At 54.2% G+C, this 19154-nt stretch carries 17 protein-coding genes; 8 read left to right on the top strand and 9 right to left on the bottom strand.

Annotated elements, in window-relative coordinates:
• Positions 1-11: 11 nt before the first annotated feature.
• Positions 12-287 carry a DUF4242 domain-containing protein gene (locus tag VGR81_08160; protein HEV2288910.1) on the bottom strand — a complete coding sequence of 92 codons (276 nt, stop codon included), beginning with the start codon at positions 285-287 and terminating at the stop codon, positions 12-14.
• A 255-nt stretch (positions 288-542) separates the two neighbouring features.
• On the opposite strand from VGR81_08160, the gene VGR81_08155 reads away from it, so the two are divergent.
• Positions 543-2219, top strand: coding sequence for a SpoIIE family protein phosphatase (locus VGR81_08155; protein HEV2288909.1), 1677 nt, complete (start codon positions 543-545; stop codon positions 2217-2219).
• 99 nt (positions 2220-2318) lie between these two features.
• Here the strand turns inward: VGR81_08155 and VGR81_08150 are convergent, their stop codons facing one another.
• The 5 genes from VGR81_08150 to VGR81_08130 all read right to left on the bottom strand — a co-directional run bounded on the left by VGR81_08150 (position 2319) and on the right by VGR81_08130 (position 9218).
• Positions 2319-3179, bottom strand: coding sequence for an ABC-2 family transporter protein (locus tag VGR81_08150; protein HEV2288908.1), 861 nt, complete (start codon positions 3177-3179; stop codon positions 2319-2321).
• Between the two features lie 5 nt (positions 3180-3184).
• Positions 3185-4003, bottom strand: a complete 819-nt coding sequence (locus VGR81_08145; GenBank protein HEV2288907.1) for an ABC-2 family transporter protein — start codon at positions 4001-4003, stop codon at positions 3185-3187.
• A gap of 133 nt (positions 4004-4136) precedes the next feature.
• On the bottom strand, positions 4137-6044 hold the full coding sequence (locus tag VGR81_08140; protein ID HEV2288906.1) for a tetratricopeptide repeat protein: 1908 nt from the start codon (positions 6042-6044) through the stop codon (positions 4137-4139).
• Positions 6045-6697: 653 nt separating this feature from the next.
• Positions 6698-8149: an aminotransferase class V-fold PLP-dependent enzyme gene (locus VGR81_08135; GenBank protein ID HEV2288905.1), complete on the bottom strand. Its 1452-nt coding sequence runs from the start codon at positions 8147-8149 to the stop codon at positions 6698-6700.
• A gap of 31 nt (positions 8150-8180) precedes the next feature.
• Complete coding sequence (locus VGR81_08130) at positions 8181-9218, bottom strand: ATP-binding cassette domain-containing protein (GenBank protein HEV2288904.1); 1038 nt, start codon at positions 9216-9218, stop codon at positions 8181-8183.
• A gap of 132 nt (positions 9219-9350) precedes the next feature.
• Between VGR81_08130 and VGR81_08125 the strand changes: the two genes are divergently transcribed.
• Entirely contained in the window at positions 9351-9608 is a 258-nt protein-coding gene (locus tag VGR81_08125) for a hypothetical protein (GenBank protein HEV2288903.1), read from the top strand.
• Between the two features lie 414 nt (positions 9609-10022).
• Here VGR81_08125 and VGR81_08120 read toward each other — a convergent pair whose 3' ends face one another.
• Positions 10023-10676 carry an IS1 family transposase gene (locus VGR81_08120; protein HEV2288902.1) on the bottom strand — a complete coding sequence of 218 codons (654 nt, stop codon included), beginning with the start codon at positions 10674-10676 and terminating at the stop codon, positions 10023-10025.
• Positions 10677-11068: 392 nt separating this feature from the next.
• Here VGR81_08120 and VGR81_08115 point away from each other — a divergent pair, with 392 nt between their 5' ends.
• The gene (locus VGR81_08115) at positions 11069-12283 is read left to right on the top strand and encodes a hypothetical protein (GenBank protein HEV2288901.1); all 1215 of its coding nucleotides are present in this window, start codon (positions 11069-11071) and stop codon (positions 12281-12283) included.
• A 103-nt stretch (positions 12284-12386) separates the two neighbouring features.
• Here VGR81_08115 and VGR81_08110 read toward each other — a convergent pair whose 3' ends face one another.
• Both VGR81_08110 and VGR81_08105 read right to left on the bottom strand, forming a co-directional pair.
• Positions 12387-13586 carry an ABC transporter permease gene (locus tag VGR81_08110; GenBank protein ID HEV2288900.1) on the bottom strand — a complete coding sequence of 400 codons (1200 nt, stop codon included), beginning with the start codon at positions 13584-13586 and terminating at the stop codon, positions 12387-12389.
• Complete coding sequence (locus VGR81_08105) at positions 13583-14320, bottom strand: ATP-binding cassette domain-containing protein (protein ID HEV2288899.1); 738 nt, start codon at positions 14318-14320, stop codon at positions 13583-13585. The genes VGR81_08110 and VGR81_08105 overlap by 4 nt, the downstream gene beginning before the upstream one ends.
• A gap of 273 nt (positions 14321-14593) precedes the next feature.
• Here VGR81_08105 and VGR81_08100 point away from each other — a divergent pair, with 273 nt between their 5' ends.
• From VGR81_08100 to rfbB, 5 genes are read left to right on the top strand one after another with little or no spacing between them, the layout of a single operon-like run.
• Positions 14594-15853, top strand: coding sequence for an efflux RND transporter periplasmic adaptor subunit (locus VGR81_08100; protein HEV2288898.1), 1260 nt, complete (start codon positions 14594-14596; stop codon positions 15851-15853).
• A complete protein-coding gene (locus VGR81_08095; protein HEV2288897.1) occupies positions 15850-16833 on the top strand; it encodes a tetratricopeptide repeat protein in 984 nt (327 codons plus the stop codon). Before VGR81_08100 ends, VGR81_08095 begins: the two co-directional genes overlap by 4 nt.
• A 34-nt stretch (positions 16834-16867) precedes the next feature.
• A complete protein-coding gene (locus VGR81_08090) occupies positions 16868-17653 on the top strand; it encodes a sugar phosphate nucleotidyltransferase (protein HEV2288896.1) in 786 nt (261 codons plus the stop codon).
• Entirely contained in the window at positions 17650-18105 is a 456-nt protein-coding gene (locus VGR81_08085; GenBank protein ID HEV2288895.1) for a dTDP-4-dehydrorhamnose 3,5-epimerase family protein, read from the top strand. Before VGR81_08090 ends, VGR81_08085 begins: the two co-directional genes overlap by 4 nt.
• 18 nt (positions 18106-18123) lie before the next feature.
• Positions 18124-19152: a dTDP-glucose 4,6-dehydratase gene (rfbB, locus tag VGR81_08080; protein HEV2288894.1), complete on the top strand. Its 1029-nt coding sequence runs from the start codon at positions 18124-18126 to the stop codon at positions 19150-19152.
• Positions 19153-19154: the final 2 nt, after the last annotated feature.

Here is a 19154-nt window from a genome sequence, read left to right as displayed (position 1 = left end):
CTTTCAGTCGGCTATGCTTCCGATGTCGTAGGGTCGATGACGTTCTTCACCTGAGAAATTTTGTTAGCGGGAAACCCGCCCTGCCGTGCATGTTCGCGCACCATTTCTTCATTCGGCGCAATATAGATACAATAAATCTTATTGTCCGTCACGTAGCTATGGACCCACTGAATCTGCGGGCCGAGATTTCGCAGCACACTGCACGATTTCGCCGCCACACCTTGCAACTGCGCATCGGAAAGGGAACCGGCACCAGGGATCTCTCGTTCAATAACGAATTTTGGCATCAGTAAGTCTCCTCGTGGTGGGATTCGCCGGCCATTATACATGGAAACAGGCGCATGCCTGCGCATGCTCAGGATAATGCATCTTCGGAAGGCCAGCAAATACTGTCAGAACCCGTGACCTGGGCCTGCACCCATCGAGAACGCCCACAAAAATGGGCAAAGGGTTGCCAACCGCGGCAACTTCTCCTACCATGGGCATGAATTCTCCTGCTTGCGCCTCCTGGGCGCACCCGGAAAACGGATTCGACAACCGAAATGCCGCGACCTCCTCGATTGCTGGTGCTTGACCCCTCCGGGACGCGCAGAGAAGTGCCTATCGCTATTTTCCCGTTCCGCATCGGGAGACAGGCTGGCAACGAGCTGACGCTGCGGGACAGCCGGATCAGTCGCCAACAAGCACAAATCACCTCCGTGGAAGGCTCTTATTTTTTGGAGGATCAGGGCAGCCGCCATGGGACGTTCGTCAATGGTCAGCGCATCACTGGGTCGCACACGCTGAAGCAAAAAGACAGCGTGGATTTCGGTATGCCGGATTCTTTCAAACTGATTTATCTGGGCGACGAAGCGACCATTGAAGAATTGATCAATCAGGTCGAAAAGCCGGCTCCCGCTGCAGCAGGGACCCAGGGTCTCTATCATCTCGGCGTGCTGCTGGAAGTCGCACGCACGCTCGGTTCTGGGCTGTCACTTGAAGATGTGCTGGCGGCTGTGCTGGATGCAGCCATTCGGTTGACACGCACGGAACGCGGTGTGTTGCTGCTGGCAGACCCCGAAGGCGCAATGAAGCCAGTGGTCGCACGCGACGCCAAGGGCGGATCATTGCCGGTCAACGAGTTGAAAATTTCCTCCGGTGTGCTGAGGCGTGTGGCCACCTCGCGCCGCGAGTTGATCGTCAGTGATACCGGCGACGAAGCATCCATTCATCAGCAAGCCAGCGTAGCGTCGCTTTCCTTATTGACGATCGTTGCCATCCCTGTTGAAAAGCTCCCTGTCATTGCCGCCGTCGATGTTACCGTCACATCAGAAGAAGCCGACCTGCTTGGCGTCCTATACCTCGATAGCCGCTCGCCCACAACGGCTTTTACGGACATTGATCGCGAGGTTTTGCACACACTGACCCGCGAAGCCGCAAATGTCATCGAGAACGCGCGGCTTTTTGCAGCCTCCCGTGATAAAGCGCGGTTGGATCACGAAATCGAGATCGCCAGTCAGATTCAGAAGGAACTTTTGCCCAAAACATTTCCGCAAACGCAGAACATCGCCGTAACGGGCTCGACACTTGCCTGTCATTCCGTGGGAGGCGATTGCTTTGACGTGGTCTCACTGGGCGGAGGCCGCTTCGGATTTTTTGTGGGTGACGTCGCCGGGAAGGGAATCGCGGCTTCGCTGCTCGCAACTCTCCTGCAGGGCGTCTTCTATACGACTGCAGCCCTTGACATTCCTCTGTCCGAAGCGACGCAACGCGTAAATCAGTTCTTGTGCGAACGTTCGAGCGACGACCGTTACGCGACGCTTTTTTACGGCGTACTCGATCCCGCTGGCAATCTCGAGTACATAAACGCGGGACATGTGCCGCCGCTTCTACGCCGCGTTTCCGGAGATGTTGCTGAACTGAGCTCATCAAACTTTCCCGTGGGCATGTTCAACGTGGCCGAATTTAAGAGCGAGCGAGTGGTGCTTGCTGCGGGAGATTTTCTGGTCATCTATTCCGATGGTGTTTCCGAAGCCAAGAACATGAAAGAGGACATGTTCGAGCAGGCGCGGTTGAGCGAAGCGATGCGAGATTTTTCTGGCGCGAGCGTCGAAGAACTGGCCGAAACTATTCGAAACAAAGTGCGCGAGTTCACTGGCGGCGCACCGCAGGCGGATGACATCACCATGGTCATCGTACAGTATAAAGGCGCGTCGCAGAGTGCGAGTGCGCCAGCGTAGGAAGCGGGGCGCGAGGTTCTTACCAGGTGCCCCAATTGAAGTTCTTTCCTGGAATGTTTCCTGATCCGACTCAAATTGAAAGCAGAAGGACTCTCCGGCTCACGAACCCGTTGAGGAATAGTGGCGCGTGCCATAATTCCACATCGAGATCGCAAAAACGAGAAAGGCCAGGGCGACAAGAGGAACAAAAGGCAGGTATTCCGGCGTAACCGTGTGGCCGAGGAGCCGTACGCTGGGATAAAACGACGCGAGCCCGAAGGGAATAATCCAGCAAAGGAAAAACTGTACCACACCGGAATAGATCGAAAGGGGATAGCGGCCGAAGGCAATCACGTTCCAGACGGGCGGATGCACGCCGATGCGGTCTTCGAACCAGAACGAAATTGTCGTGAGCAACAGGAAAACCGAAACATAAATGATGCCCGCGCAAGCTCCCCAGAAAACAAGCAGCGAGAATTTTCCGACAGTCCAATGCACATTCAATTCATGGGACGCGTATCCCATGCAGAAGAGGCCCGTGGCGATTTCCTGCATGGACTCGACGCGAAACTGCTCGAATAGAACTTGAAACAGAGTCGATATGGGCCGCAGCATAACGCGATCAAATTTGCCTTCGATGATGTAGTTGTTTCCAAAGTCGTAAAGGTTGAGGCTGATGACGTTAAAAATCCCATAGGGCAAGAGCGAGAAACCGTAGAGGAAGATTTCCTCATTCAGTGTCCAGCCGGCTAATGCCGGGACCTTTTGAAAAAGCACGATGACGAAGCAAAGTGCGAAGATTGTAGCCGCCAGGCTCGTGAGCGTCGAGACGATGAAATCCCCACGGTAGGAGACACGCATTTTGACGTATTGCGAAAAGTATTCGCCAAAGAGCATGGAGTGCCGAACGAAACCGTGCCAAAACTGACGAAGAACGGATTCCTGCTCCTTCTCGATGGGCGATGTTTTCATATCCCTCATGCGTCCTATCCGCCGTGAATCGTGATTTTCTTCGTGGCGCGCTCCCACCAGACGTGCGCCAGATACAACAGGATAATTACCCATAGCCACTGAATGCAAAGCAGCTCAACAGCCTTGTGCGTCGAAAACTTGCCCAGATAAATTGAGAGTGGCGTATACGCGATGTGCTCGAAGGGAAGCCAGGCCAGCACGGCCGCCACTTTATTCGGGAAATAGGTCATGGGAATCAGCAGGCCGGAAAGCAATTCGATGAGCCAGTATTTCGCGCGTATCATTGCAAGAATAGACTTCAGCGGAATCGCGCAGGTTCCGATCATGAAATTGATCGCGCCCATCAGGAAAAATGAACCGATGACTCCGAGAACAAACAGAGCAAAGTCTGTCCCGGACGCAGGTCCCATCACTGGAAAAACAAACGCGACGACGATGGCCGTAGGCACGGTCAATAAGCCGAGTCGAAATGCCGACTCGCCCATGGCGCGAAAAATCCACATCCATTGCACCGAGACGGGCTTGATCAAATCCATGGCGATCTTGCCTTCGATGACCTCGTAAGCCATTTCCTGGTCAATCGTATTCCAGTAAAACGAGCGGATAATCCAGCCGACGCTCACGTATGTAATCATCTGGGGCAAGTTGAAGCCCGCGATAGATCCGGACACATTGCGAAATACCGCGCTCCAGATGAAGTAATAGACCGTAACGTTGAGGAGATACGTGATGATGCCGGTAAAGTAACGCAGGCGAAATGCGAGGATGTTGACGAACCCGATGCGCGAAAATTCTGCGTAGGGTACAAGCGCTGCCTGCACGCGCGAGGCCATTACACGCCGCTCCACCGAAGTTCTAATTCAATCGAACAGTTCATTTCATTCGCGCGTCATTCGCCTGCGATATGCAACCAAGCATCGTAACACAGGCTCCTTGAGCAGGGTGGTCAGGTGAGTCGCGATGGAATCAATTCTGCTTAAGCGGGGCTTCTTTTGGCTTGCTGATGACTTGCGTCGTTCCCACCCAGAACAACTTGTAGTCCGTGAAATGATGATAATTGTGGAAGAAGCGTCCGTGGAATTGGATATAAAGATCCGTGGTCTCCGGCAGCCATAGCTGTACTTTGTGCACCGGGAATGAAACGGGACGATAATCGAGCGAGAGGTGATAGCGCCGCAGATCAATTTCTTTGATGGGTTTTGCAATATCAACATCCATGTGCACCAATTCGTCGCCGCTCTCGGTAATCCAAATACGGCCCTTTAAGGGAAGAAGAAATCGTTGGGAGGAGTTTTCAAAGGATTCCAGGGGACTTGTGGGCCGGTCCACGCGCTGTTGAAAGTGCAAAACCCATGCCGGGCGATCCTGCCACTTGCCCAGTCCTTCGCAGCTCCATTGAAAGTCTTTTCGAAAATTGGAATGGAGGACTAACTCGAGCGCAGGCGCGCCGAAGTCCGCGAAGTAGCCGGGCAAATCCGCGGTCGAAACCCCATTATTCCGAGTTTCTTCGATATGGGGAATTCTCGGGTTCGATCTGTCGACTGTGACGATATAGTTGAATTTCGCCGAGTCAGGCTTTTCGAGCTTCCCGTCTCGTTTGATTTCAACGGATTGATACTCCTCCACTGCGGTCATTCTTTCGAAATCACTTACGAAATCTTCCGCATGGGTACCGGCGCCTTTCAATAGCCTATTCAACGGGCATGACGCAGAAGATGTCGCGGCGATGTTCACCGCGTCAATGTCCGGCGGGGCCCAATTCTCTCTCGGTGGCGTTTCGACCAGATCTGCCGTGAGAAGAGACGCTGCCGATGAGTTCGGCGTTCCGACGATTGGAATCAACGCTGAAGCGGGAGTTGCCATGGTAGCCGTTGAGGCCGAGAGTCCAATTTGCGCCAACTGCTCCTCAAGGCTTTTCACCCAACGCTGCGCCTGCGGCACGTTGGGATCGCTTGGATTTTCGCGGATGAACGTATCGAGAGCGGCAATCGCCCGCTGACGATCCCCGAGTACCGCCTCGGATTGGCCTACCACCAGCCATGCCCGGCTGGCGTCGTGTTCGTCCAATTTCAAAGCGATTTTGGCATTGTTGCGCGCCTGCTCATAATTTCCTGTCTGTTGATAGCAGATGGCCAGCATCCAATGGGCCTGCCATGATTTGGGATTCAAGTCATTTGCTTGCGAAAGCGTCTTAATGGCTTCAGCAAAATCAGACTCACGATAAAGGACCGACCCAAGAGAAAGAAGTGTGCGGAATTGTTTGGGATCGATCGAAGCCGCTTTTTCCAGATAAGTTTTCGCTTCGGGCAACTGATTTTTCCGAAGATACGCAACGCCGGCGAGGTAATTCGAATACGGGTTGCCCGGATCCATTTTCAAGAGCTTTGCGATATGCTTCAGCGCTGAATCCGTCTTGTTGCTGTTCAAATCCTTCAGTGCCTGGTCGGCCTCTTTCTGGGCCCGGGGAGCCATCACAAAATTTCCACCGGGAGAATTTCCCAGGACTCCCGGTTTATCGATAGGCCGGAGGAAGACGATCAGTGCGCTCTCTGCGCCATTGATGGGAACGACCAGGTCTTCCGTCGCTGGGTGATAGCCCGGAACACTCACCTCGACTTCATAGTCGAGCCCCGGCTGCGCGCCCTCAATTTGCCATCCGTCCCCAAGCCGGTGTGGCAATTGCATGATGGGCACCATGTCGGTTTCCGAAGTCATGCGGATCGTCGGCGGAGTCGCGATTGTATTACCAAGAGAGTCCTTGATGTAGAGAATGACGGGAGCTCCCACACCGAGCTTCGGTTCATATTGCGCCAGAACGCTACTCGCCATTCCAGTCAGGAGGACAACGAGGACGACCCATTTCGCAGTTCTCATGCCCATAGAGCACCTTGATTTCGAAGAGGCAGATTCAAGAGGAGAGGTATTCGAAAACATTACCGTGCACTTGACGAAACTATGCACCCTCAGCCAAGACCATGTCAAGGTGCATGAGGCATCCATTCGGTGGGTTTTCGACAGCGACGATTTTGACAATGCGGTGCGAGATGTGGCGATTGGAAGTTCTGGAGGCTGGAGGGTTTGCGCAGCGGGCGCGCGAAAAGGAAGAGACGAAAATCTGTCCCGATTAGAAAAGCGCAAGTGATTGGTTTTGCGAGTGGTTAGCGGAAACTCACTGAGCTTTAGTGTCCCGATTAGAAAGTTGCGACGATTGGCGGACGACGGGCCGAGGCGGGCAAGCCTGATGAGGCGGGCGATTTCCCGAATCGGGAACAATGGTGGACGGAGGCGAGTGTCCGAAATCGCAAAGTTTTTCAAAAAACCGAAAGAATCAGCGATTAGAACGGCCTCCCGTTGTTTGTTTTGTGTAAGTTGCATCGAGTTCTAATAATTCATATCTCTAGCGATTAGAATCAGCAAAAGCGTATAAAAAGCGAAAGGCCACGTCGCCGTGGCCTGGCATACTTCCACCGCTATCGCTCGCAGCCTGGGCTTTCCAGGCTGCAAACCACTGTGTACCATAGAGTTAACTATTTGTCAAGAGGAATACGCCCTTTTCGAGATGCCTCGCGGATGTGGCTCCATGCGCGCTCGACGTGGCGTCGCTCGGTGTTCGTCTGGCCGATGCAAAGCCGCAGCGTAAGCTTGCCGTCCAGTTTGGTGTGCGTCAAATATAAGGCGCCGCTCTGGTTCAGCAGATCCAAAATTTCTTGATTGGTGGCGTCGCCGGAACGATGCCGAAAGCAAACCAGATTGAGCGGGACGGGCGCGACGAGCTCGAAATCGCTATCTTCGCGCACCCAAGAGGCGAATTGTTGTGCGAGTTCAACATGCCGACGAACGTGGTGCTGTAGGCCTTCGATCCCGTAGTGGCGAATCACAAACCAGAGCTTCAAAGCGCGGAACCGCCGGCCAAGCTGCACATGCCAGTCGCGGTAGTCGATCACGGCGCCGGATTCTGTGGCTTTGTTGCGCAGATATTCGGGCAGGATGCTCATTGCGCGAATCAGCGCGGCGCGGTCGGCGACATAAAAGCAATCACAATCGAAATTCGTGAACATCCATTTGTGCGGATTGAAGCAGTAACTGTCGGCGGACTCGATGCCGTCGTGAATCCGGCGAAATTCCGGGCAGAGCGCCGCTGTGCCGGACATTGCCGCGTCGACGTGAAGCCAGATTTTGTGCGTGCGGCAAATTTCGCCGATGGCGCGGACTGGATCTATTGCGTTGGAAGAAGTCGTGCCCACGGTTGCGCATACAAAGCAAGGTGTATGTCCGGCGGCCAAGTCGCGCTGGATTTGCGCAGCGAGCGCATCCGGGCGCATCGCGAAGTTTTCGTCGACTTCAATCAGACGCAGATTTTTGCCGCCGATTCCGGCGATTTTCGCCGCTTTTTCGAGCGAAGAATGGGCTTGCGAAGAGGTGTAGGCGACGAGCTTACCGTCGCAGCCGCGCTCGTTCGAAGCATAGTTCGTCGCGCGTTCGCGGGCGGCAAGCAGCGCGCACAGCGAAGAATTGGACGCCGTATCTTGAATCACTCCACCACCTGTGGTGGCAGAGAGAAATTTGCCGGGCAAGCCGAGCATCTCCACGAGCCAATCGAGCATGTGCGTTTCGAGTTCCGTGCAAGCCGGACTGGTGGCCCAGAGCATCCCCTGAACGCCGAGGCCCGCAGAAAGCATTTCCCCCATGATCGAGGGAAACGAAGTGTTCGACGGGAAAAATGCGAAGAAATTCGGAGATTGCCAGTGGGTGATGCCGGGCAGAATCAGCTTTTCGACGTCGCGCAGCATTGCATCAAAGGACTCGCCCTTCTGCGGCGCATTTTTCGGAAGCGAGGCGCGAATTTCGCCGGGCTTCGCCCGCGACATCACGGGGTAGGATTCGATGCGTTCGTAATAATCGGCGATCCAATCCACGACAGCTTTTCCATGACGGCGAAACTCCTCCGGAGTCATGTGAAAGCCTGTTTTTTCAGGCATGCGGGCCACCTTGTGCGTGAGAATCGTTTCGCTAAAGTACGACTTCTTGCAGGGCCGCGCCGGCGTAGATGCGCTTCACGACTTCTTCAATCGGTTCGTCCTCGATGAGCAGGTCGCGGACTTCGACGGTGTTCAAAATCTGGCGGATCAGGTCTGCCGTGGAGACCTTCACGCGGTCGAAACGGATGCGATAGGTGAGCTGATCGACTTGTTCGAACTCCAGACCGTCGCGCGTGAACGCATGCATGCCCGCGAGCTGCGCGGAGTCCTTCACGGCAAATTTGATCTGCTTGGTGCGCAGCAATTTTTGCTTGAGGAGATCGAGAGGGCCATCATAAAGCAGCCGGCCGTGATCAATAATCATGATACGGCGGCACAGTTCCTCGATATCGTCGAGATCGTGCGTGGTCAGCAACACGGTGGTTTGAAATTCGCGATTGATGGCGCGCAGAAATTTGCGAATCTGGTCTTTCGCAACCACGTCGAGGCCGATGGTTGGCTCATCGAGAAAGAGCAGCGGCGGATTGTGCAGCAGCGCCGCAGCCAGGTCGCAGCGCATGCGCTCGCCAAGAGAAAGCTTGCGTACCGGCGTGAAGAGATAATCCTGAATGCCGAGAATCTGATTGAATTTCTCCATGCGCTCCTGAAAATCGCGCTCGGAGACTTCGTAGATGCGCCGGAGTAGCTTGAATGATTCGACGACGGCGATGTCCCACCAGAGCTGCGTGCGCTGGCCGAAGACGACGCCAATGGTTTTGACGTATTGCCGCCGCTGCTTATAAGGGATGAAGCCATTCACGCGCGCTTCGCCGGAGGATGGCATCAAGATTCCCGTGAGCATTTTGATGCTGGTGGATTTGCCGGCGCCATTCGGGCCGATGTAGCCGACCATTTCGCCGCGCTTGACTTCGAAACTCACGCGGTCGACGGCGCTCACGGTCATGTAATCGCGCACGAAGAGATTTTGAATCGAGCCCCACATGCCTTCGCGGCGGCGAAACGTGCGGAAGTCCTTTGAGAGTTCGCGTACGTCGATGAGCGGAGAGCCGGTCAATTTGTCAGCAGCCATTGCGCCAAAGATTCTAGCATGGAGTGTTTTCTATGCAGGCAACACCCCGCAAAGGGGTAGTGGTGTCATTTGATGGGCGACCGGGGAAAATAGGGATGGACTCATTTCGGCGCTGAGTGTGAGAATATCCTTATGAGAATATTCTGGCATAATGGCGGCGTTCATGTGATGCCGGAGAATGGCGAGGAATCCAAACTTCTTTGCAAGCTTACCGAGAACTTAAAGATGGAAAAGCCGCCGGAGATGCAATGTTGCATCCCCAGCGGCGATACGCCGTCAGGCGACGGCTTGTTTGAATTGGTCGTTAGTAACGAACAAACGCGTCCAAGCGGCTTCTCCGGTAAGGCCAACCACAAGAAGCAAGTCATTTGCATCAATGAACCTCTGTAGATGGTCGCGAAGCTGCGCTGCGGTATAGTTCGTCCGCAGCACCCACTTGGAATACAGAACGTGCAGGGCACCGAGCTTTCTCAACGCACTGAGCAATGGCTCGTAATCTTCGCCCCGTCGTTCTAGGTCATACACAATCATGTATTTGCGCACACATATCACACCCCTTTGTGCCCCTGTTGGGCGCTTGTGCGGACACACCTGTACTGTGTGTTCCGCGGGTTATGTTTTTTCCTATTGACAGGGGGCGCGATTAACGCCTAAGATGTGGGTGAACAGTTTCCACATCTCCCCACCAACGGGACTCAGCGCCCCACCCGCAAAGTGGGGCGTTGCTGCGTAAAGCTACAGCAATTCCAGTATATCACCCTAGCAACCACTGCGCTACTAATAGTTGTGCTTTTCTTGTAGCCACTAGGCGGCAATCTCCGATATATCCCACACGTGATCTGTAATTCCTGCCTGCATTCCTGGCGTGACCCGCAGCGAAGAATGAATCCGGCAAAAGTTATACCAAGCAAAGTAGACAGCCAAGGCCGCTTTCAGATTCTCTAGTTTCTTGGAGAAAGCGTTGGTCAATCTCGTGAACCTGCGAAGCTGCATTCTAACGGTTAGGTTTTGACGCTCAACATGCGATGTCGAAATGAACTGCGGTTTCGGGTTGCCCATGACTGGGACAGTCCTCGTATCCACAATCTCTGAGGGGCTGTACCGTTCGCGTGAGGACTCGTCGCCCGAATACATCTTAATCAACATCGCATAATCTATGTTTGTTCCGAACGTGTCATCAACCGCGCCTACATAGGGCCGGAATCCATCGGTTGTCAGTTGCGGACGAGTGATAAGGCGTGATTCCAAGTCTTTCATTAGGAAATAGGCGTTTCGCGCATCGCGTTTTCCGACACGAAAAGAAGGGACTAGCTTGGTTTCTGAATCCATTGCGATGAACAGATATTGTTCACCCATTGTGAGATCGTCATGCCGCGTCAGGTCTAGGTTCTTCTGGCGAACGAAAACGAAGCCGTGCATTTCATCAACTTGCACACGGCGGGCGCTAATGCCACGCATCTTTTCGTCAAGAAGCTGCGCACAGCGTTTGCCAGTGCGAAGGAGGACGCGGAGCACGGTTTTGTGTTCGACGCCAACCAATCGGGCTGTAGCTCTCACAGAGCACCCTTCCACGAGCGCATTGAGGATTTGAGATTGTTTCTCTTTCGGCAGAACATTCATTTCGGCTTGCCTTTCTGCGGAAGCAAGCCGATAATCCGTTTCAGGGTTCGGCATGCGGCTTACTCCGCGTGCTGGATTTGCCCCGTTTTCGGTTACAGCCGGAAACGGGGTTTTTGTTTTCATGGACTAATCATAGAATAAGTAGCTGTTAGTTGTCAAGCTAAATTTAGTACTTGACATAAATTTAGATATAGCGATAAACTCCCCTCAGTCCTAAGGAGGGACAGGCGATGCAGAATCCGTTCCGCCCCGGCGCTGGGCACATGCCGCCTTATCTCGCTGGGCGACAAAAGGAGAGTGAGGAGTTTAATCGGCTTCTCGAACAAGACATCATTTTGAAAAACCTAGTCCTTACTGGCCTCAGAGGATTGGGAAAGACAGTCCTGTTGGAAACTTTTAAGCCTATGGCGATCAGGTCGGGTTGGCTGTGGGCCGGAACTGATTTATCGGAGTCAACAAGCATTAGTGAGGAAAATCTAGCGACACGCCTTCTAACCGATCTGTCCGTAGTTGCGAGTTCATTTGTCATCTCGAAGAAAGAACGTCCCAAGGTGGGTTTTGGAAATCAGCCTGACGATGTCGCTGTGGCCTTAAATTATCCTGCGTTGCGAGCTATGTATGAAAGCATTCCGGGTCTGGTTCTGGACAAGCTAAAGGGAGTGCTGGAAACGGTCTGGCCCTACGTTGAGGCGTCTGGGCGCAGGGGTATCATCTTTGCCTATGACGAAGCACAGAATCTCACTGACCACGCGAAAAAAGACCAATATCCGCTGTCACTCTTACTAGATTTGTTCCAATCGTTGCAGCGGAAGAATTACCGATTCATGCTTGCCCTCGTCGGACTTCCGACACTATTTCCCAAGCTTGTTGAGGCACGAACTTTTTCAGAGCGTATGTTTACGGTGATATTCCTGAGTCCTCTGAACGAAAAGGAAACCGCTGAGGCGGTTAAGGAGCCTATTCAACGTGCTAAGGATTGTCCCATTAACTTTGACCAGAAGTCGGTGAGAACGATTTGGAAAGTCGCGCGAGGATACCCGTATTTTGTGCAATACGTTTGCCGCGAAGTGTTCGATATTTGGGTTCAGGCCATCGAGGGCGGGAAAGAGCCGCCACTAATTCCTGTTGCTGAGATTATCGCTAAATTGGACTCAGATTTTTTCGCTGGTAGATGGGCAAGAGCTACAGACCGACAGAGACAGCTTTTGGGAGTAATTGCTGAGCTGCCAAATGCAGATGCAGAGTTTACGGTACAGGAGATCGTTGAATCTGTTGGCAATAAGGAGACGAAGAGATCGTTTAGTAGCAGCCATGTAAACCAGATGCTAGTTTCCCTCTCGGAGTCTGGCCTAATTTACAAGAACCGATACAGCAAATACTCGTTTGCCGTGCCTTTGTTGGGAGACTTTATTAAGAGACAAAAGTTACAGGTACTTAGCGCATGAGCAAGTGGCGTGCCTATCTATCTAGGCCGCCACCAGGATTCAGAGGCAAACGACACCACTACCCGCAAAGAGGGTACGCGGCCTGTCCCGGGATTGGATGCGGTTAAGTGCGAAAGAGTACGTCTTCGCGATTGAACATGCGCACGGCTGCAGCGAGGCCGAGAGCTGCGTAAACGCAGGTCATACCGAAGACCGCGGCCATCATCGCCCAGTGATATGTGCCAGAGATAATTTCTTTGCTCACCATGCAGGTGTTCAAGATGGGGATGAACGCTGTTATCCAATTCAATTCGATCCCCGGGATTGTGCCGATCACAGCTGGAATAACGACGATGAAAACCAGAGGCTGGACATAGCTCTGCGCCTCACGGTAGCTCTTTGCCAGAAGCGCGACGGCCAGCAGGCCCGCAGCGAAGAGAACCGCGAGCGGCAAGATCAGCAGGATGACGGCGACGACGGATCCCGGGTCAATCGTGAATTGAAGAGAGGAACCGGCGGCTGCAACGATGGAGTTCTTGAAGTGGGTGAAGGAAAAGCCGAGCGAGAGAATGGAGAGTACGGCCGTGACCACCGAGGCCGTCACAATCATCAGGAATTTTCCAAAGACAAGATCCGTGCGCGAAGCCGGGCTTGAGAGGATTGTCTCCATCGTGCCGCGCTCTTTTTCGCCGGCGGTCAAATCCATGGCCGGATACGTCGCGCCGGTGAAGCAAAAAATGATAATGAAATAAGGAATCAGACCGCCGAACATAGCCGCGCCGACTTTGGAGGGTGGTGCGACGTTGCTGGATTCTATCGTGAACGGTTCGAGCAGGCTTGCGGGTACACCTCTCGCTTCAAGCGCGGCGCGCGCGACGCCATCTCGATATTGGCTGAAGAATGCCTGCAATTTGTCATTGGCGATCTCCGATTCTTCGTTGCTCTTGTAGTAGCCGATGGAAATCTGTTCCGGATGGCCGCCGGCGATGGAGGCGTCAAAGCCCTTGGGAATTTGAATCAGCGCACGAATCGTCTTGTCCGATACTTCCTGCTTTGCGTCATCCTTGTAGGGGAGGATTTTGACGCTGGCGAAATTCTGCAGCGCCGACATAATCTTCGGCGAATCCTCGCCGCCCTGGACCATAATCAACGCAATTTCCTTCTGCGCTTGCCCTGCAAAATGCGCCATGGCATATCCCATCAGGAGAAACAGCAAAGGAAAAGCAACGACAGGGATGATGATCATGGAGCGGATGGTGCGCTTGTCGCGCAGCATGTCGCGCAATTCTTTTCGGTAAACGGTCCACGAATTTCGCAGGTTCATCGCGCTTCTCCCGAAACTTCCACAAAGATGTCCTCGAGATCACTTTTGCCGTAACGCTGCCGCATCTCTTCGAGCGTGCCCTCAGTTTGCATTTTGCCATTGTGGATGATGCCGATGCGGTCGCAGAGCTTCTCGACCTCGCTCATCACGTGCGTCGAGAAGATCACGGTCTTGCCTTTTTCACGGCACTGACGAATGAAGTCCGTGATGGAGCGGGCAGCCATGACGTCGAGGCCATTCGTAGGCTCGTCGAAGATCATCACTGGCGGATCGTGGACCAGGGTGCGAGCGATGGACACCTTCTGCTTCATGCCCGTGGAGAGCTTGGCGCAGCGGCGGTCGCGGAACTCTTCCATATCCAGCGCCTTGAAAAGCTCATTCGTGCGCCGCGCGATTGTGGCATCATCCAGTCCAAAGAGCCGACCGAAGTATTCAACTGTTTCCGCCGCCGTAAGCCGGTCATAAAGGGCCGTCGCCGTGGAGAGGAAGCCGATATGCGCACGAACTTTCTGGGGATCGCGGACGACGTCGAAACCCGCCACCGTCGCTGTGCCGGAGGTTGGCGCAAGAATCGTCGCCAACACGCGCAGGGTCGTCGTTTTTCCAGCGCCATTGGCGCCAAGCAAGCCGTAGATCTCCCCGGGCTTACAAGTGAAGCTAACGCCATCGACCGCTCGAATCGCGCCGCGCTTCTTATCATTGAAGGTTTTGCAAAGCTCGACAGCTTGGATCATGAATTCCCCTCTGCCTGTCTATATACGTCTAAGGCGCTCGCATGTTACATGGAGACACGAAATTTTGTGAGCGGGATTTCATCCTGCCGCGCCGTACGAAAGAGATAGATTTCATGCCGAAGTCGAGTATGAAAAAGCGACATACGGCTGGCATCACCGTTCATTGCTGTGGCATCCTGAGATGTTGACGCTTTTCGCGGCACGGTGTGGCTCGCCATAGGCAAGCCGTGGAGCCGTCTGTTACAATTCAATGAAATCTGGGGGATTCATCGATTGGCATCGGAACAGACAAACGCAGGACCACGAAAAAGCTGGGTCGTTGTAGCCGGCGGGATCGTGGTCGTTGTAACCGTGGTCCTGATTCTCGCCAGTCGCGATCAGGCTCCTGAAGTCCAAGTCGCGAAGGTAAAACGCGAGAACCTCTCGGCTTCGATCAGCTGCAACGGAAAAGTTGAGCCGATTGAACCATTCGTCCCCCGTGCGCAATTCGCAACCTTTATCCAGAAGGCTGAGGTCACGGAGGGACAATCCGTTCATAAGGGACAGGTGCTGTTGGTGCTCGATGCCAACGCACAAAAGACTCAGCTGGCCAAAGCGCAAGCGGACTTGCTGGCAGCTCAAGAACGGCTTCGCGACGCCCTCGCGGGCGGTCCGCCAGACCAAGTGGCGCAGTTGGATGCTGATTTGCGAAAAGCGCAAATTGACCTGGCGGATCTTCAGAAGAAACAAGAAGAACTGCAGAAACTCGTTGCGGCGAAGGCCGCGACGCAGGATGAGCTGGATCAGAATGGAAGCAAGCTTGCGCAACAAAGCGCAACAGTCGAAATGCTCGAGCAAAAGAAAACGGCGATTGCAGCGCAAGCGGCCGTGAGCCAGCAGAGCGCACGGCTGACCATCGAGGAGCAACAGGATCTGATACAGACCTTGCAAGGCTACGTGCGCTCGGCGACTGTCATCTCGCCGATTGATGGAACGCTTTATTCATTGCCGAAGCACGCCGGTGACTATGTTCAGGTAGGAGAGCCTCTTGCACAGGTGGCCGATTTGCGTCACGTTCGTGTGCGCGCGTTTGTGGATGAACCTGACCTTGGTGTGCTTGCCCCTGGTCAAACGGCGGAAATCACTTGGGATGGGCTGCCGGGCTACGTCTGGAACGGCAAGACCGAGGCCGTGCCGAAGCAGGTAACGACTCTTGCCGTACGCAGCGTTGGCGAAGTCCTTTGCTCGGTGCAGAATGATAATATGAAGCTGATTCCCAATGTGAACGTGGACGTCAGGATTCAATGGAGCAACCAGGACAGCGTTTTAGTGATCCCGAGAGGAGCGGTTCATGGCGATCCTCCCAATTACTTTGTCTTTGTAATGGATAACGATGGCACACTCCACCAGCGTGCAATAAAACTGGGCATTGCCAATCCCACCGAATTTCAGGTCGTAGCCGGATTGCAAGAAGGAGACCGTGTTGCACTGTCCGGGGATGCCGCGCTCCGTGACGGTATGAGTGCGCACCCTGTAGAAGCGGGTCAACGATGAGGTTGACGCTCGCGCGGTTGGTTTGTTGCGCGGCGTTAGTCATCTTTACAGCGGGAATTGCCAGCGCAGCCGATGATCTGTCGACGGTCGAAGAGCAATTCGCCGCGGGCGATTACGGCGATGCAATCAATACTCTGCGCGCCATCGTATCCCAGAATGCCGGCGACGCTCCCGCTCATTACTGGCTCGGCCGCTGCTACTACGAAGAGCGTGATTATAATAACGCCGTGACGCAACTTCAGCAGGCAGCCTCTCTCGACGCGAAATCCTCCGTCTATCACCAGTGGCTGGGCCGCGCATATGGCGAGAAGGCCGATGTGGAACACAGCTTCCTTTTGGCTCGGCAGGTAAAAAAGGAATTCGAGGCGGCGGTGCAAGCCGACCCATCAAATATTCAAGCGCGACGCGATCTGGAGGATTATCTGCTGGAAGCGCCTTGGATTGTGGGCGGCAGCAAAGACGACGCGCTAACGCAAGTGAACGAGATCGCAAAACTGGATCCCATTCAAGGGCATCTGGCTCGCGCTGATTATGACGCGCATCTCGGCAAAGACAACGACGCCTCCTCTGAATACAATCAGGCGCTTTCGATGAGGCCGCAAACAATCGATCCGTATTTCGAAATCGCCGATTACTATGCCAAGAAACAAAACAGTGCGGCGTTGCAGCAAGTGATCACCCAGGCCGAAGCCACGGATCCGAGGGACCCCCGGCTGACTTTTTACCATGGCGAAACCAGGGTCATCAGCGACACGGATCTAACCCTTGCGGAAGAGGAATTGAAGTCCTATATTGCCCGCTCGCCACAGCGCAGTGACTGGCCATCCCATTCGAGGGCGCGTTATTGGCTGGGAGCGCTTTACGAAAAACAGGGCGACAAGGTTGCTGCGTCCGAGCAATACCGCGCTGCCCTGCAACTCGACGCTGGAAATAAGGCGGCGCGCCAGGCGCTCGACAACCTCGAAAAGTCAATGCGTTGATCGGTCGCGGCAAATTGTTTGGAGGCACGCGCGAATGTCCACAATGAAGGGAGTCGTTCTCGCCGGCGGGACCGGATCCCGCTTGTTTCCCCTCACCCGCGTCACAAATAAGCACCTGCTGCCGATTTACGACCAACCGATGGTGTTTTACCCGATTCAAACTCTGGCAAACGCCGGAATCCTCGACATTCTTTTAGTCACCGGTGGACACAGCGCCGGCGATTTTTTACGGTTGCTCGGCAACGGAAAAGATTTTCACCTGCGCCATCTTTGCTATGCGTATCAGGAAGGCGAAGGAGGCATCGCTGACGCTTTGCGCCTCGCCGAGCATTTTGCGGATGGGCATCCGATTTGCGTCGTCCTGGGCGACAACATCATCGAGACGAACATTATTGCCGGATGCGATGAATTTCGCCGCGGCGGGGCGGGCGCGCATATTTTCCTGAAAGAAGTGCCGCATCCCGAGCGTTTCGGTGTTCCGGTGTTCGACGGCGATCGTATCGTGCGCATCGAGGAAAAACCCAAGCAGCCTAAGTCCAACTATGCAGTGACCGGCTACTACATCTACGACACAACCGTGTTCGAAAAAATCCGCACGCTCAAACCTTCCGGACGCGGAGAACTGGAGATTACCGATCTGAATAACCAATACATTCAGGAAGGCTCGCTGCACTACAGCGTTATCGAAGGTTGGTGGACCGACGCGGGAACCTTTGAGTCGCTGCTGCTCGCGAATAACCTGGTGGCTAAGGGCGGCGCGAACAAACTGGAAGCGGCGGCGAGCGGAACAAAATCGCAGCAAGCGGGCGGGAAACGATGATCCAGGGCGTTCGCGTCAAGCAGCTCAAGATGATTCCTGACGAACGCGGGCGTTTGATGGAAATCCTGCGGCAGGACGACAAGGAATTCATCAAATTCGGCCAGTTGTACATGACCACGGCATACCCGGGCGTGGTGAAGGGCTGGCATTACCACAAACTGCAGATCGATAGCTTTTGCACCGTCAAAGGAATGATCAAGCTAGTTCTTTATGATGCGCGTGAGAAATCGCCGACCTATCGCGAGGTGAATGAATTCTTTCAGGGCGAACACAACGCGATTCTTGTACAGATCCCGAATTTCGTTTATCACGGATTCAAATGCGTCAGCGAGACGGAAGCCATTGTGATCAATTGTACCACGGAAGCGTATCGCCACTCCGAGCCGGACGAGTTTCGTTTGCCTTACAATGATCCCAGCATCCCTTACAACTGGGACATTCAACTCAAATAGAATCGCGGAACGTCAACGATGAAACTTGTGGTCACGGGCGGCGCGGGCTTCATCGGATCCAATTTTATCCGCTATTTTCTTGGCGCATACCCTGACGCGGAAATCCTCAATTTCGACAAGCTCACATACGCCGGAAATCTTCAGAACCTCGAGGATATTGACGCGTCGCCGAATTACCGTTTTGTGCGCGGTGACATTTGCGACGCAGAGGCCGTTGAAGAGGCCCTCGCGGACCCCGCCGACGCCATTGTGCATTTCGCTGCGGAAAGCCATGTCGATCGCAGCATCGCCGGCGCGCGCGAATTCCTTCGCACCAATGTCGAAGGGACGCTCGTCATGATGGAAGCCGCGCGCAAGCGCAAGATTCCGCGCTTTCTGCATGTGAGCACTGACGAAGTCTACGGCAGCATGGCGCCGAAAGAGTCTGCCACGGAACAGTCGGTTCTTGCTCCGAATAGTCCATACGCTGCCAGCAAAGCTGCTGCGGATCTGCTCGTTCGAAGCTATGTGCAAACGCACAAATTCCCGGCGGTAATCACGCGCTGCACAAATAACTACGGCCCGTATCAATTTCCCGAGAAACTGATTCCCCTGATGATTTCGAATGCATTCGAAAGCAAGAAGCTGCCCGTCTATGGCGATGGGTCGAACGAGCGCGACTGGATTTTTGTTGAAGACCACTGCCGCGCGCTCGATGCCGTACTTCAGAAAGGCCGCGTTGGGGAAATCTACAATATCGGCTCCGGCCGGCCCGTACCGAACATTGGAATCGTACGCAGTTTGTTGAAGCTCCTCGATAAGCCGGATGGTTTGATCGAATTTGTTCAGGATCGCCCCGGCCACGATCGCCGTTATGCCCTGGACGATTCGAAGATTCGCCATGAACTGGGCTGGGAGCCCAAAGTCGAGCTCGATGCCGGACTCGAGCACACGGTCGATTGGTATCGCAAACACATTGACTGGGTGCATGCGGCCACGAGCGGCGAATATCAAGCCTATTACGAAAAATTCTATGTGAAGCGACGGACCACTCTCGCCGAACTCTGAAC

The sequence above is a fragment of the Candidatus Acidiferrales bacterium genome, from assembly GCA_035934015.1.
Classification (GTDB): Bacteria; Acidobacteriota; Terriglobia; order Acidiferrales; family UBA7541; genus DAHUXN01.
Note: the sequence above shows the minus strand (reverse complement) of the source record. Positions and strands in the feature narration are given on the sequence as shown.